The following is a 13,885-nucleotide window of genomic DNA, read 5'->3' as shown; positions in this document are numbered from 1 at the left end:
CTGAAGGTATCGAGAGGCGAAAGTGAGCCGCTCTATCGCGGCCACCAGGCTGATCGTCTGGCCGCTCGCGGGCCCGCCGGGGAGGGCCCGATGTGACTCTCCGCGATCCGCGACGCCTTCTCCCTCCGGGCAGTGGCCTGAAACCCCCTCCACCCATCTGACCAGCTGATCAGCAACTCACGCACAGCCGGAGAACCTCACCAGGGGCAGATCTCGGCGACGCCTGCACCGCCTGCGCCCGCCACCACATGACGCTCTGCCCTCTTGCTCGGGTTGGCCCAGCGCTGAGGCACAACCTGACGCCCGATGCGGTGAGGTGAGAGGACGCGGAAGAGCCAACGCATACGGACTCACTCCGCGGGTGCGCCGCTCCAAGGCGTCTTCCTCATCGAGGGCCTCGACGGTTGCTGGTGCCTGGACTGGGAATGCCCCCAGGTGCGGCTGACGTGGACGTTCGGGCCCACGCAAGGTGCACCGACTCATACACGCCGCATCCGGCCCGGCAGCCGAAGCGTCCCGCCGGAGGGGCCATGAGACCGTCATCCCTCATGGCTCCCGTGCGGTCCGTCCGGCGGTCAGCCGGGCGGTCGGATCCGCCGCGCTGCCGCCGCCGTGACCTCATCGGGAGTGAACGTGCGGAGCAGGGTGTTGAGTGAGCAATCCAGCCGCGCCCGGCGTGCGGACCGATCGCGGGCGAGAGCCTGGGCGATGGCCTCCCGCAGATGTTCCTCCGGGGTCTGTCCCGTGGCAGCTGCCTGAGCGCGGATCCGTTCCCATGTCTGCTCGGTCATCGGGATGCTCATCAGGTACTGCCCGTCCGGCCCGGGAAACACGCTGCAGAGTACGTCGATGGGCAGTGCGTCCTCCAACCGTTGCCAGATCTTCCTCATCGCCCTGGGTTCGTTCTTCGCGGACACGAGAACCACCAGGCGTGTACGGTCCTCAGAGGCCGCCAGGAGCAGACGACTTCCCTGTTGCGCCGCCTTCAGCTCGACGGTCCCAACGGCGCGGGTCAGGGTGATCTCGATGGCGTGCAGGGTCACTTTCTGGTCTCCTTCATGGCGATAGGCACAGTGGATCTCACTCAAGTGAGATCTCTCCGTCGGGCAGCCATCCCTCCCAGTAGCCGTCCATGAGCAGTGGCAGCGTGTCTGGCTCCACCCACACACCTGCGTCCCGCAGTTCGGCCGTACTCCACCAGCGAGCGCCGGTCCCCAGCACGGTGCGCACTTCCCGCTGCCAGGCTCCGGTGGCCGGTCGCGCCAGGACGACGTACTCGACACAGCCCCGCTCACCAACAGCCGGAAGGACTCCGACGACCGGCGCGATCCGCGAACCGGTCAGGCCGAACTGCCGCCGTAGGTAGCGCGCTGCGGCCCGACGGTAGGGCTCGCCCGCTCGCACCGGTACGGCCGGCACCGACCAGAAGCCGACGGGTCCGCATCCGGCGGGCCGCAGCAGAAAGCGCCGTGCGACCGGGTCGATGACGACGGGACGGACACGTGCGGCTGGCGCGGGGTCGGGATACGTCACATTTAAGACTCTGCCAAGATGTTATTGGAATTGCATCCCGGTGCGTTCCATACGGGTGTCGTAGGTCAGGATCCGCCCGGTGCCGTCCCGCGAACCAGATGGGACGCACGCGCGTCCGACTCCGCGTCCGGTTCCCTGGACTCGAGGCCTGGCTGAGCCGCGGCGCCCGGCAGCCGAACGGGAAACCGGAGATCGGGATCCGACTATTGCCGCCCCGTTCGCTACCGTGTACGCGTCCCACCTGGGGTCCCGCCTCCCTCATCGGGCAGGACGGGGTTTTCCTCGCGGCTGCTGACTGAACTCCCCTTCGACGAATACCTGGTTGGGGCGATTCGCCATCCCAACGTGTGGTCAGGGCACGGGTCCTGGCAGCTCCGCACCCTCCGGGCCGCCGCGCTGGATGCGGGTCTACTGCTGATGCCGCCCGTGCACGCCTGGCGACCGGCGCTCGTAGCCGCCGACATCGTGGTGGGGGACCACCGTTCGCAGACACACCGCCCAGTCGACGGTCACTGTGTGCCACTACCCCTAGATCGCCACCGCAGCCGTGTCCTCGGCCGGGCGCCCGCCCGAGGACTCCCGCTCGTTCGCCCACCTCGCCGCGCTCTCGGACGAGGAGCGCGACCGGTGTCTGACCGAGAGTGCCTCCGTACTGCTGTGCTGTGAGCCCGCCCTGGCCACCGTCACGGCCCTGAGCTGGATCCGCGATGCGCTGGACAGGTGGCCCGGAAGCCTTCTGGCTTCGTGCACCGTGGACGGAGGGGCAGTCTGGTGGGGCTCGGGGACGGACGGGGCAGGGAGGACGCGGCGACCGGCCCGGGCCTGACTGCCGCGGTCGTCTATGCCTGTCTACGCGCCTGGCCGATGGACGGCGCCATGGCGACGCTGCACATCGGCGAGGTACGAGACGAGGGCATCGTGCTGCGTCTGCGTCCCTCCCTCCGCTGGATCAGGGAGCACTGGCCCGACCAGCCTTTGCGCCACAGCAGCGCGAGGCTCTGAACTGCTCTACCGCCGAGCGGCGCGCCTCGTCGAGTCGCCCTTTGTCCTCAGTCTTCACCGGGCGTCGTCCAGTCGCCGTACGCGCTCCCGCAGTGCTCCCGCCGAGGGGCTGCCCGCCGCTTCGTGGATGTCGGCGGCGCGCGCAAGCCAGTCCCGTACGGAAGCCTGCTCCTCGCCCCCCATCCGTTCGGCGATGTCAGCGAGGATGGCCAGGGCCTGGGCCTCGTAGTAGGTCGCCTCCTGCTCCCGCAGAAGGTGCGCCGCCTCGCGCAGCGCGTGGACCGCGACCACGGAATCGCCCAGGTGGTCGTGGACGACACCGATCGCCGCCAGTGCCCGCGCGGCCATCCTCCGGTCGTCCAGGTCCGACAGTTCCGCGTGCGCCCCACGCAGAGTCGACAGCGCCTGGCGATGGGCACCGCGTGCGTCCTGTGCGCACCCCAGGAAGTACCGCGCAATGGCGGCGCCACGGCGTTCGCCCGCGTGGACGTTGAGACTGACGGACCGCGCGTACGCCGCCACCGCCTGCTCAGGGTCGAAGCGGTCTCCGTACCGGCCGAGGAACTCCTGCACGGAGGCGCTCAGGAGAGGGTGGCCGGCGACCTCTGCGCAGGCGGCGGCCTTCCGGAGTTCATCGTGGGCCCGTTGGTGCTCGCCCAGGTCCATCAGCGGGCGCGAGAGCAGGCTGCGCAGCCGCGCCTCGGCGGCCGGGGCCACGGCGGCCGAGGCGGCTTCCGCGCCCAACTCCAGCGACTCCCTCCAGGCCCCCAGATACCTGCGGTGCAGGAACAGAGCCGTAAAAGCCTCCGCCAGCTGCCAGGCGGGGGTGTGTAGTTCGAGCCGGACTGCGGTTCGCAGGACCGCCAGGATGTTGGCCCGCTCGGCATCCAGCCACTCCAGTGGAGAGGCGGCGCCGGCGGAGGAGAACGGATTGTGGACGTACGGCAGAAACCCTGACAGGTCGGCGATGCGCAGCCGGTCCTCACGCAGTGCCCGGTCAGCGAACGCAGTGAGGACGAGATAGTGGGTGGCCACACGCTCCGCGAGGGCGACTTCCTCGGTCTCCGCCTCTTCCTCGACCGCGCGCTCCCAGGCGTGCAGGCGTACGAGGTCGTGCATGCGGTACCTGTCGTCTTCCAGGCGGAGGAGGAGGTTGGCGTCCTCCAGTACGTCGAGGAGGCGCCTGGCGTCGGTCGCGTCGAGGTCTCCTGCGACCGCGGCGGTTCCCGCGTCGAAGGTGCGGCCGGGCAGCCAGCCCAGAAGGCGGTAGAACCGTGCGGCATCAGCATCGAGCAGCCGGTAGGCGGAGCCGAGAACGGTGGACACGGAGCGCTCTCCTCGTGGGTTTCCAGGCAGTCGCAGAGCCATGCCGCCCAGCCGTCCAGTCTCGTCCTCCAGTTCCGCGGCCAGCGAGGCCATGCTCGTCCTGCGGTCGGTGAGGAGTCTGCCCGTCACGATCTGGAGCGCGACGGGCAGCCCGCCGCACAGCTGCACGAGTCGCTCGGCGGCCGGGCGGTCGGCGTCGACGGCCTCCTGCCCGCAGCGGTCGGCCAGAAGCGCCAGTCCGTCCTCCGCGTCCAGCGGTTCCAGGGGCAGCCGTCGGGCACCGTCCAGGGCCAGTTCGGCGAGGCTGCCGTGGCTGGTGACCAGCACCGCGCTGCCCGGTCCTTTGGGGATCAGCGGTCTGACCTGTGCGGGCTGGGTCACGTCGTCGAGCACGAGCAGGAGGCGGAGCCCCGCCGTGGCCGAGCGGAACACTGCGGCACGCTCGGCGAGCGAGCCGGGGATGAACTCCTCGCTCACGCCCAGGGACCTCAGGCACATGGCCACCGCTTCGGACACGTCCCCGCCGGCCAGGTCACGCAACGCGGCGAAGTCCACGTAGAGCTGGCCGTCGGGGAACCGGTCCCGCGCTCTCTGCGACCATCGGCAGACCGTCGCGGTCTTGCCGACACCGGGAAGCCCGTCCACGGCACCGATCCTGACGGGCGCGGCCCCTTCTGACCCGAACCAGTCGTCCAGGGCGCGGATGTCGTTCGTGCGGCTGACGAACCGGAAGGTCAGAGCCGGTACTTGGTCCGGCTTGGCCCAGGGTTCGCGGGCGGGCTGTGCCTGGACCTGGAAGGTGATGCCGCCGTGAACCTGCGATCCCTGGAAGGCCGGTCCGTAGGTGACGCTCCCGCTGACAGACATGCGCGGGCCCAGCTCGGCCACAAGGTCCCGCAGCTCCCGCGCGGCGCCGGGATCCGTCCGCAGGATCTCCTCCAGCCGCAGCCGCCAGGCCTCTTCGGCGCGCGCCACGACGGTGTCGTCCCCCACCGCGCGGGCGCCTCCCACCGCCTCGCTCGCCGCCTGCAGTTCCTCCTCGGCGGCTTCCGCGGAGCCTGCCGAGCCCTCGCGCCGGGTGAGGAACCGGGCCAGCCTCGTCTTCGCCTGTTCCCAGGACTCCGACACCATCAGCCCCACCAGCGTCGTCGCCCCCGACGCGGCGAGCGCCGCCAACTCGCTCTCCACAAAACCCCCTTCAGGCCTACACCGGCACTGAGAACCTGGCACCACCGTAGAGAGACCCGCCAGGGTTGGACAGTCGGGTTCACGCGAACGAACCGTCTGGCCGCTGCACTTCTCACTCCAGGGTGATCTTCACATCCGGTAGTCGGCCTTCCCTATACCCGTCGATGAGACCAGGCAGTGCCACAGATTCGCCAGCGACGTCCGCCAGACGCAGTCAGGCAGTCGACCACCAACAAGCGCCCGAGCCGAAAAGGGCAGCGTGCACCACACCGCCGTATGCCATTGGAATGGCGCGCGGACTGTTCCATACGGGCACCACCGGGCAGGATCGTCCTCGTAGAGCCTGGTGCAAATGCGGAATGCCTGGACACCTGCCCGGCCCCGGTGAGGCCATGCGGGGCCGGGCGGACAGCGAGGGATGAATGAACACTACGTGGCCCGACCGGCTGGGAATCGGCGACCGGATCCGGTTCGACGGGCGGGCGTGCACGGTCACCGAACTGTACGGTCGCCGCCTCACGGTGACGGACACGTTCGGTGACGCCCAACGAGTGGACGTGGCAGAACTGTTGCTGAGCCACGGCTTCGCGCTGCTCGAACTCAAGCATCCGCCCGACGGGAGCCGGCCCAAGCCCACTGGGGACACCATGAACCGGGCACGGTGGTGGGAGTTGCACATCGTCGAGGTGCTCACGGGCCTGCCTCCGACCGCCCCGCCGGACACGCGCCCCCACCCCGCCTACGACCCCGTACTGCACACCCTGGGGGAGCGAGAGGCAGCGAAGGCTGAGGAACTCACCCGTCAAGGGGTGCGAGGTGCCTCGGCCCGCTCGATCCAGCGCAAGCGACAGCGATACGAAGTCGAAGGCCTGGCAGGCCTGACCGACGGCCGTGCCGAGCGGCGCGAGGAAATCGGCGCCCGGTGGGACCCGCGCATTCTCAGCGCGATCCGGCAAGCGGCACGCCCCGGAGTCGACGGCAGGAAGCTCAGCGTCGAAGAGGTCCGACGCCGGGTGAGCAGAATCTTCGAATCCGAAACGGAAACCGGGCAGGGGAAGCTGGCTCTCCCATCGCGGTCCGCGTTCCACCGGCTGTACACCGAGATGGAAACCGCTGGGCTGCTGGCGGGTTCCGCCAGATGGCCGGGGCGCCAAGTCGTCCTGGAATCAGTCCTGTTACCGCAGTTGCCAGGACAGGGACACCACACCAACGGGGACAGACGACTACTCTTCGCCGTGGACGCGGACACCCGTGTCGTACTGACCGCGGTGGTACAGGAACAGACCCACCCAGTGGACAGTGCGTCCCTGCTCGCCCGCATGTGGCTGCCTGGGGATCTGAAGGCCGGCTGGCCGTCCGCGCAGCCTGCCACACCTTCTCAGATCTCCCTCGTGGAGGCCCTCCCGCCACTCGTCCGACCGCAGACCCTGCTTCTCGACCGGTCTCGCGGTCCGCACCTGCGCGGGCTGACGGAGGTCTGCCGTCGCCACGAGGTTCAGATCCAGCGTTCGGGCAACGCCCTCCCCCAGGTCCGACACTTCATCGAGCGCATGGGCGTACACCTTGGCCGGCGCTTCGCCGACTACTTGTGCTCAGCAGCCGGTGACGCGGCGCGAACCGCAGGATGGCCGACGGTCATGCTGCAGGAGCTCCTGGACTCATGGCTGCTTACTGTGTGGCCCCACGAGGAACTTCCCACCGAGAAAGGGGCCTCCACGGTACTGGGCGGCGTCCCGGCCGGCCTGCGCAGATACGCGGGACTGATCGCCCGGACGGGCTGGATCCTCACGCCTCCCTCACCCCAGGCCTACGTCGCGCTCCTACGCTCCGAGCACCGGAGAGTGCGGGCCTCCGGTGTGTACGTGCAGGGACGCAGGTTCGACGGGCCCGGGCTGGACAAGCTCCGCAGCGCTACCCCTTCGTCCCGGAAGTCCCCGGCATGCCAGGTCCGCTACGACCCGTACGACACCCGGCGCGTGTGGGTGCGCACGCCCGACCAGCGGTGGCTCGCCGTCCCTGCAGCCACCCCGGCACCGGCACCACCACTGCCCCGGAGCGAAGCCCCCACAAACCCCGCCGTCCGCTCCGCCCCCCGAGCTTCCCCATCCAGCGGCTTCATCATCGCCGACACCTTCTCCCCTCCCGCCCTCATCCCCACACAGGCATCCCCACAGCCTCCGCCGGCCGACGCACCCGACGACGTCCGGGTGACCTACCACGCCCAACTCCCGCTGCACACACCCGACGTTGTGGCCGCGATCCAACGGGCCGAGGAGCTGATCCTGCTCAACCAGCACGCCACAGGCGCCCGGCACGGCCTGCTGGTGTGCGGCGAACCCGGAACCGGCAAGTCGACGGTCCTCCAGGAACTCGCGCGGCGCCACACCACCCGGGCCCGAACCCGGTACGAGCCGGACAACATCCCGGCCGTCCACGTCGCCCTCCCCCCGCTCGCCACCCCCCGCATGTTCCTGGTCGAACTGGCCCGCAGTACCGGAGCGCCGTTCCATGCCCGGGCCACGACTGCGGACCTCACCCACCGGGTACACAACCACCTGCTCGCCACCGGCACCGGGCTCGTCCTCGTCGACGACCTCAACTTCCGCTACAACAAGCCGAGTTCGACCGTCCTGATGGCCGAGACCATGAACTATCTGTGCGACCAGGTACCTGCCACGTTCGTGTTCGCCGGCCGTCTGCCCGCCACCCCGGAGATGCACAGCCGCCTTCTGCCTCTGACGCTTCGCCGGCTACCGCCAGGTCCCACCTGGCTCGAAGTCGTCGCCCAGGCAGAGAAGGCCCTGCGTCTCCGAAACCATCCCCCAGGCGCACTGCCCGACCTGGTCGACCACCTCCATGAACTCACCGCCGGAACCGCTCTCCGTCTGGGCTATCTCGTACGCAGTGGGGCCATCCGCGCCATCCGCGACGGCACGGAACGCATCACTGCCAGCCTGCTCGACGACCTGTCCGCCCCCTGGCAGCGAGCTGACGGAGAGCCATGCATGGACAACTACAACGGGACAACGTGACAGAGCCCCACGCATCAGCCATCTAAAGCGAGATGAACAGAGCCGCCCCTCATCGCCACCTTCAGGATTTCCGCAAACACATTCGAGCTGACCCATGTAATTCACACAACCGAACTAAATAAATGCACCTAATCGGGCATCGCCGCTGGCCGAGACGGATGCTTCGCCGAAGGCATAGCGGCAGAGCACGGCGCGGCTCTACCGTGCTTCTATGGCCCACCCGCCGACCTTTGATGAAAAAGCCAGCATTTTCATCAACGAGACAGAGCTTCTCCATGCCCCTTTCGACAAGGTACTTCGGAGATACGACGAGCTGGCCGAAGGCCTTGAGACCTTTCTGCACGAAGTCCAGCAGAAACGAGCAGCAATCGCCTCACTACGAGACGAGAGCCACACCCTGTTCCCCGCCCTCCGCGCCATGCAACAGCGCGCACGCGAGCTGGGCCTCCTGCAGACCTCGACGGATCCGGCCGCCCATCTGTGGGTGGCCTCCGACGAGGAGGTAGCCCCTCAGCCCTTGGACACGCAGACGCCACTTGCCGATCCGGCCGATGACCCCGCCCCCACGGCCCGGGAATCGGCCGCGCCCGCCTCCCCGGCAGACAGTGCGGTCCCTGAGGTGGTCGTGGTCCGTGGAGCCCGAATGAAGGAGATCCTCACTGCGGTGGGCTCCCGCCCCGACGTGGAGTGGGGAAGCGGCGACGTCGCCGAACTTCTCGGCATCAGCCGTTCCGACCGGTCGGGCCGTCGCGCGCTGCGGGCGAACCTGCACGCGCTCACCGAGCGTGGCGCACTGGAACGCATCACCGTCGAGGGCGACTCCCGCACCTACTACAAAGCCCGGATGAACTGGAGTTTCGTCTGATCTCGGATCGCCCACCAAAAACAGGAACCCATCACCGCGAGACCACTCGCGCATTTTTGACCGTCGCCGCGTAACGCGATCCGGGGTGCGACCCGGATCTACGGCGACGGTCAGGCCTGCGGCCGTTTCCGACGTTACCCGGCATCGCCCGGGACCGTCCGGCATTCGGCCATTTCTTCCTGCCCTCTTTCCCGAGGAGCCGAATGCCCATGCGAATTCACACCCCGCCCTTCGGTGGATTGCCCGGATTCCTCCCGGGCCACAGGTCCACGTCGAAGGCCTTCTCCAGGCTCGCGATCGTCAAGAGGTCGCACCACACCTCGCCGCCTAGCACCTTCATGATGGTCAGCCGGGCGACGCCACTGCGCCGCGAGACCTCGGCGATCGACCAGCCGTGCGCGTCGATCGCCCTGCGCAGCCGCGCGGCGACTTCCTGGGCGACCTTCGCCCCATGGTGGTCATCTAGCACGGCGTGCGGCCAGTCGCCGGTGAGCCGGTACGCGGCGGGGCTGCGGCTTCGCTTGTCTCCTTGTGACACAGCGAAGAGTGTCGCCCATCCGGACCTCCTGACATGACAACGGCCGTTATCTCCCCCAACTGTAATTGGAATGGCACCCCAGCCGGGGTCCTTTCCTGGTGGAGAGTCACGATGGACGCGATCGAGCGGTACCGGCCCCGACTTCCGGCCCCCGTCTGGGAACGCATCGGGCCCGACTGCCGCCGCGCCGTGGCCCAGGCCAAGCCGTCCACGCCCAAGGAAGCCCGTGACTGGCTCGGCGCGTTGGCGTATGCCGCCACCCATGCGTATGGGTGCGGCCAGCCCACGAAGGCCGAGCATCTGCTCGCGCCCGAAGCGATCGAGTGGTACATCGCCACAGGCGCGCAGCACCTGCCCGACGCCTCCCGCGGCAACCGCCGGGGACGCCTCAACAAGCTCCGGCGTGCCCTGCTCGGCCCCGACCTGATCACCGGCGACCCTGCCGCGTATTCCGGCTCGGACCCTTCCCGCCCCTACTCCCGCACCGAGCAGTCCGCGCTGTATGCCGCCGCCCGCGCCCAGCCCACCGACGAGCTGCGCCACGGAAGCCTGCTCCTGCTCGCCCTCGGCCTGGGCTGTGGCCTGGATTCACCGGAGATCATCCCGCTGCGTACTCACGATGTCCGTACAGCGGCCAACGGGGCTGTCGCCGTCGCCATCCGCGGCAGCCGCGCCCGTCTCGTGCTGTGTCGCAACGCATGGGCACCGGTCCTGACCGAGGCCGCCGCCTGGGCCTCCCGCCCGGAACAAGCCCGCTACCTCTTCCGACCCCACAGCCACGCCCGCGGCACGAACACCGTCACCAACTTTCTTGCCCGCACGAAGAAGTCACCCGGCACACCGGCCCTGGTGATGGGTCGGGCCCGTGCCACCTGGCTCGTCGACGCCATCGAAGCCCGCATGTACCTGCCCACCCTGATGGCCGCCGCTGGCCTGACGACGCTCCGCTCGATCGACCGAGTCCTGCCCTACGTCCGCAACCTGCCCCCGGACCAGGCCGCGGCTGCGCTCAGGGAGCTGTGATGACCAGCCAGCTCGCGCGCCACGCGTGCATAGGCAAGTACCGCTCCCGGCGCCACCCCGTCGATGACGAGCACGTGCGGGAGCTGCTCGCTGACCTCGATGAGACCGGCATCGTCCCCATCGTCGAGGAACTGGTTGCCCGGTCGACCGGGCACCCTCGCCACCTGAGTGTCCGTGGCCTGTTCGCCGGCATGTTCCTGGCATCCGAACTCGGCGACGGAAGCGTCGTCTTCACTCAGGTCGCCAATCTGCTCGGGTTCTGTCTTAGCGACGCCATGCGCGGTGAACTCGGCATCCACCGCTACCCGGACAACGACCGCGGATTCGAGGCCATGTACGGCGTCGTCCGCCGCCTCTTCAAAGCCATCCTGACGGAAGTCGATCCCTCTCCGCTCCCAAAGAACAAGCGCCTCGACCTCACCGACGTCGCCGGTCTCCTGGCCGAGGCAGACCATGACGCCCTGGCCGATCGCCGCGATCTCATGCTCGATCTCGCCAACAAGATCCTGGGCATGTCGCTGCTCGACGCTCTGAACTCCTCGGAGACAGCGACGGGTCCGCCTGCGTCGATGCCACCGTCATCGGCACCTACTCCAAGGGCCTGTCCCCGGACAGCCCCACCACCGCCACCGACCCAGAGGCCGGATGGTACGTCCGCAACGCCAAACACCAGGACCCCCTCGCCCTCGATGACACGGCATCCGAACCACCCACGTCCGCAAAGGGCGGCAAAACAGCGACGAAGGGGAAGAAGAAGCAGAAACAGGTAAAGAAGAAGCTCTACGGCTACGACCTCACCCTGATCGTCGCCACGGACCCCGCCCACGACGGCGCACCCCTGCCCGACGGAGCCGCCGACCCCGACGTCGTCCCCGCCCTCGTCCTGGCCATGTCCGTCGACAAGCCCGGCAACCGCCCCGGCGAAGTCGCCATCGAAGCCCTCCGCCGCATCGACCCACGCCATCCACGCAGCTATCTCGCTGGCGACCGTCTCTACAACAAACAGCAGCGGGACAAGTTCCAGCTCCCCATCTGTGCCATGGGCTACCAGCCCGTCTACGACTACGCCCTGGACCAGCTCGGTGTAAAAGATCACTTCGCCGGAGCCGAACTCATCGAGGGAAACTGGTACTGCCCCTCCATGCCTCAGCCCCTCAAGGACGCCACCAAGGACCTCGCCGCCGGGAGAATCGACAAGCAGACCTGGATCGACCGGATCCGTGAACGCACGACTTACCTGTTCATGGCCAAGGAACGCACCGATGCCGAGGGCCACCGGCGCCTCATGTGCCCCGCCGAAGCACGCCGCACTCAATGCACCCTCAAGCCCTACACCCTCGGCCGCGGGATCCACCTGCCCCTCATCGACCCAGACCTCGGCCCTGTCGACGCGTTCAAGTGCTGCGACCAGCGCACCATCACCCTCCCACCCGAAGCCGGCGCCAACCTCTGGCAACCCCTCCAGTACGGCACCGCGGAATGGCAGCGCGTCTACTTCCGGCTCCGCAACGCCATTGAAGGCATGAACGGCTTCGCCAAAGACCCCCTCCGCGAGCGCATCGAGCCCGGCGGCACCCGCCGCATCCGTGGCATCGCCGCCCAGACGATCCTCGTCGCCTTCCAGCTCGCCCACGCCAACCGGAGAAAACTCACCAGTTGGGCCGACGCCATCGCCCTCCACGGCGACCGCCCCAAACGCCGCCCCACCCGACGCCGAAAGACCAAACCCATCGGCGCTTGGACCCCCAAGGGCTACGTCACCACAGCCTGAGAGACTCATCACACCTCGGGCACGACAACCTGACCATCTGAACACCGCACCACGACCGCCGTAGGCTCCCCGCCGACGGCGGTCCTCGTGCTGTCTCCGAGGCCTCTGACCAGGCCGAATCACAGCTCTAGCCTGACCCGGAAAACCGAAACGGGATGATCGTTTTCACGATCATCCCGTTTCGTCGGTACTGCTAGGACACTTTCGTCGGTGTCCCGTTGTGCGCGAGGGGGGAGTTGAACCCCCACGCCCTTTCGGGCACTGGAACCTGAATCCAGCGCGTCTGCCTATTCCGCCACCCGCGCATTGGGTGTGTCTTCAGGCCCTTCCCCCAGGGGGCTGGCGCCTTCCGACATGCAGAAGATTAGCACGGTGCCCGGGGTGGATTCACATCCCTTATCCGCACCCCGTGACCTGGCCCGGGGTCGCCCGGGGACCCCCCAGGAACCCCCAGGAGCCCCCTCCGAACACCCCGCACCCCCCGCTACGTATCAACGTGGGCCGGTTCACGTATCAACCTCGTACCGGTAACCGCCATCTCCCCAGGAGGCGGGCAAGGTCCACAGTCAGGTGCGGGACACTTGTCTGCGGCCCCCTCTACGATCCTGGGCAGGAGTAGTGACAGGAGTAGTGCAGTAAGGAGTTCGACCGGGCCGACAAGGGGGAACCAGCCGATTTACCGGCGCGTGGATACGATCAGTAAGCAGTACCAAGGCAGCCGGCACGGCAACCAGTGCGGCGACGACGGAGGAGGTGCCCCATGGGAGTCCTGAAGAAGTTCGAGCAACGCCTCGAAGGTCTGGTCAACGGCACCTTCGCCAAGGTGTTCAAGTCCGAGGTCCAGCCCGTCGAGATCGCCGGCGCGCTCCAGCGGGAGTGCGACAACAACGCGACGATCTGGAACCGCGACCGGACCGTCGTACCCAACGACTTCATCGTGGAGCTGAGCACGCCGGACTTCGAGCGGCTCAGCCCCTACTCCGGCCAGCTCGGCGACGAACTCGCCGGCATGGTCCGCGACTACGCCAAGCAGCAGCGCTACACGTTCATGGGGACCATCAAGGTCCACCTGGAGAAGGCGGACGACCTCGACACCGGTCTGTACCGCGTGCGCAGCCGTACGCTCGCCTCCTCCACCAACCAGCAGGCTCCCGGGACCCCCGCTCCGGCGGCACCCCCGGCGGCAGGCCGGCCCGGCGGCTACGGCTATCCGCCCGCCGGCCCCACGAGCGCCCCGCCGCCCATGCCGGCCGCACCGCCGCCCGGTGGCCGCGGCTCGGCGCCGTACCTCCAGCCCGCGCCCACCGCCCCGGCGGCCGGCGCGCGGATGCGGTACTGGGTGGAGATCAACGGCGCCCGCCATCAGATCTCCCGCGCGACGCTGGTGATGGGCCGCAGCACCGAAGCCGACGTGCGGATCGACGACCCCGGCGTATCCCGCCGGCACTGTGAGATCCGGACCGGAACGCCCTCGACGATCCAGGATCTCGGATCCACCAACGGCATCGTGGTGGACGGGCAGCACACCACCCGCGCTACGCTCCGCGACGGCTCGCGGATCGTCGTGGGCAGCACCACCATCATTTACCGGCAAGCCGAAGGGTGAA

Annotated in this window: 11 protein-coding genes and 1 tRNA gene; 7 read left to right on the top strand and 5 right to left on the bottom strand. The window is 68.5% G+C overall.

Features of this window, described 5'->3' with window-relative positions; translation table 11 throughout:
* Positions 1–575 precede the first annotated feature (575 nt).
* Positions 576–1,043, bottom strand: coding sequence for a hypothetical protein (locus ACIQBL_RS21555; RefSeq protein ID WP_401944090.1), 468 nt, complete (start codon positions 1,041–1,043; stop codon positions 576–578).
* A gap of 37 nt (positions 1,044–1,080) precedes the next feature.
* Complete coding sequence (locus ACIQBL_RS21550; RefSeq protein WP_401944088.1) at positions 1,081–1,533, bottom strand: hypothetical protein; 453 nt, start codon at positions 1,531–1,533, stop codon at positions 1,081–1,083.
* 876 nt (positions 1,534–2,409) lie between these two features.
* On the opposite strand from ACIQBL_RS21550, the gene ACIQBL_RS21545 reads away from it, so the two are divergent.
* Entirely contained in the window at positions 2,410–2,535 is a 126-nt protein-coding gene (locus ACIQBL_RS21545) for a hypothetical protein (RefSeq protein WP_401944086.1), read from the top strand.
* 54 nt (positions 2,536–2,589) lie between these two features.
* On the opposite strand, the gene ACIQBL_RS21540 is transcribed toward ACIQBL_RS21545, so the two are convergent.
* The gene (locus tag ACIQBL_RS21540) at positions 2,590–5,049 is read right to left on the bottom strand and encodes an NB-ARC domain-containing protein (protein WP_401944084.1); all 2,460 of its coding nucleotides are present in this window, start codon (positions 5,047–5,049) and stop codon (positions 2,590–2,592) included.
* A gap of 422 nt (positions 5,050–5,471) precedes the next feature.
* Here ACIQBL_RS21540 and ACIQBL_RS21535 point away from each other — a divergent pair, with 422 nt between their 5' ends.
* Together ACIQBL_RS21535 and ACIQBL_RS21530 are read left to right on the top strand one after the other, a co-directional pair.
* Positions 5,472–8,081, top strand: a complete 2,610-nt coding sequence (locus ACIQBL_RS21535; RefSeq protein WP_401944083.1) for an AAA family ATPase — start codon at positions 5,472–5,474, stop codon at positions 8,079–8,081.
* 211 nt (positions 8,082–8,292) lie between these two features.
* A complete protein-coding gene (locus ACIQBL_RS21530) occupies positions 8,293–8,946 on the top strand; it encodes a hypothetical protein (RefSeq protein WP_401944082.1) in 654 nt (217 codons plus the stop codon).
* Between the two features lie 217 nt (positions 8,947–9,163).
* Here ACIQBL_RS21530 and ACIQBL_RS21525 read toward each other — a convergent pair whose 3' ends face one another.
* A complete protein-coding gene (locus ACIQBL_RS21525; protein WP_401944080.1) occupies positions 9,164–9,484 on the bottom strand; it encodes a helix-turn-helix domain-containing protein in 321 nt (106 codons plus the stop codon).
* Between the two features lie 111 nt (positions 9,485–9,595).
* On the opposite strand from ACIQBL_RS21525, the gene ACIQBL_RS21520 reads away from it, so the two are divergent.
* The 3 genes from ACIQBL_RS21520 to ACIQBL_RS21510 all read left to right on the top strand — a co-directional run bounded on the left by ACIQBL_RS21520 (position 9,596) and on the right by ACIQBL_RS21510 (position 12,278).
* A complete protein-coding gene (locus ACIQBL_RS21520) occupies positions 9,596–10,507 on the top strand; it encodes a hypothetical protein (protein WP_401944079.1) in 912 nt (303 codons plus the stop codon).
* Positions 10,507–11,277 carry a hypothetical protein gene (locus ACIQBL_RS21515; RefSeq protein ID WP_401944078.1) on the top strand — a complete coding sequence of 257 codons (771 nt, stop codon included), beginning with the start codon at positions 10,507–10,509 and terminating at the stop codon, positions 11,275–11,277. Before ACIQBL_RS21520 ends, ACIQBL_RS21515 begins: the two co-directional genes overlap by 1 nt.
* A 119-nt stretch (positions 11,278–11,396) precedes the next feature.
* The gene (locus tag ACIQBL_RS21510) at positions 11,397–12,278 is read left to right on the top strand and encodes a hypothetical protein (protein ID WP_401944077.1); all 882 of its coding nucleotides are present in this window, start codon (positions 11,397–11,399) and stop codon (positions 12,276–12,278) included.
* A 221-nt stretch (positions 12,279–12,499) separates the two neighbouring features.
* Here ACIQBL_RS21510 and ACIQBL_RS21505 read toward each other — a convergent pair.
* Positions 12,500–12,583 (bottom strand) — tRNA-Leu (locus ACIQBL_RS21505).
* Positions 12,584–13,038: 455 nt separating this feature from the next.
* Here ACIQBL_RS21505 and ACIQBL_RS21500 point away from each other — a divergent pair.
* Positions 13,039–13,884 (top strand): FhaA domain-containing protein, encoded by an 846-nt coding sequence (locus ACIQBL_RS21500; RefSeq protein ID WP_401944076.1) that lies wholly within the window; start codon positions 13,039–13,041, stop codon positions 13,882–13,884.
* The last annotated feature ends 1 nt before the right edge of the window (position 13,885 follow it).

Source organism: Streptomyces sp. NPDC088350, from assembly GCF_044753545.1.
Lineage (GTDB): Bacteria > Actinomycetota > Actinomycetes > Streptomycetales > Streptomycetaceae > Streptomyces.
Note: the sequence above shows the minus strand (reverse complement) of the source record. Positions and strands in the feature narration are given on the sequence as shown.

Excerpts from the sequence above, each read along its gene's own strand:
- ACIQBL_RS21515 (WP_401944078.1), top strand. The coding sequence starts at position 10,507 with ATGACCAGCCAGCTCGCGCGCCACGCGTGCATAGGCAAGTACCGCTCC.
- ACIQBL_RS21545 (WP_401944086.1), top strand. The coding sequence starts at position 2,410 with ATGGCGACGCTGCACATCGGCGAGGTACGAGACGAGGGCATCGTGCTG.
- ACIQBL_RS21500 (WP_401944076.1), top strand. The coding sequence starts at position 13,039 with ATGGGAGTCCTGAAGAAGTTCGAGCAACGCCTCGAAGGTCTGGTCAAC.
- ACIQBL_RS21510 (WP_401944077.1), top strand. The coding sequence starts at position 11,397 with ATGTCCGTCGACAAGCCCGGCAACCGCCCCGGCGAAGTCGCCATCGAA.
- ACIQBL_RS21530 (WP_401944082.1), top strand. The coding sequence starts at position 8,293 with ATGGCCCACCCGCCGACCTTTGATGAAAAAGCCAGCATTTTCATCAAC.
- ACIQBL_RS21535 (WP_401944083.1), top strand. The coding sequence starts at position 5,472 with ATGAACACTACGTGGCCCGACCGGCTGGGAATCGGCGACCGGATCCGG.
- ACIQBL_RS21520 (WP_401944079.1), top strand. The coding sequence starts at position 9,596 with ATGGACGCGATCGAGCGGTACCGGCCCCGACTTCCGGCCCCCGTCTGG.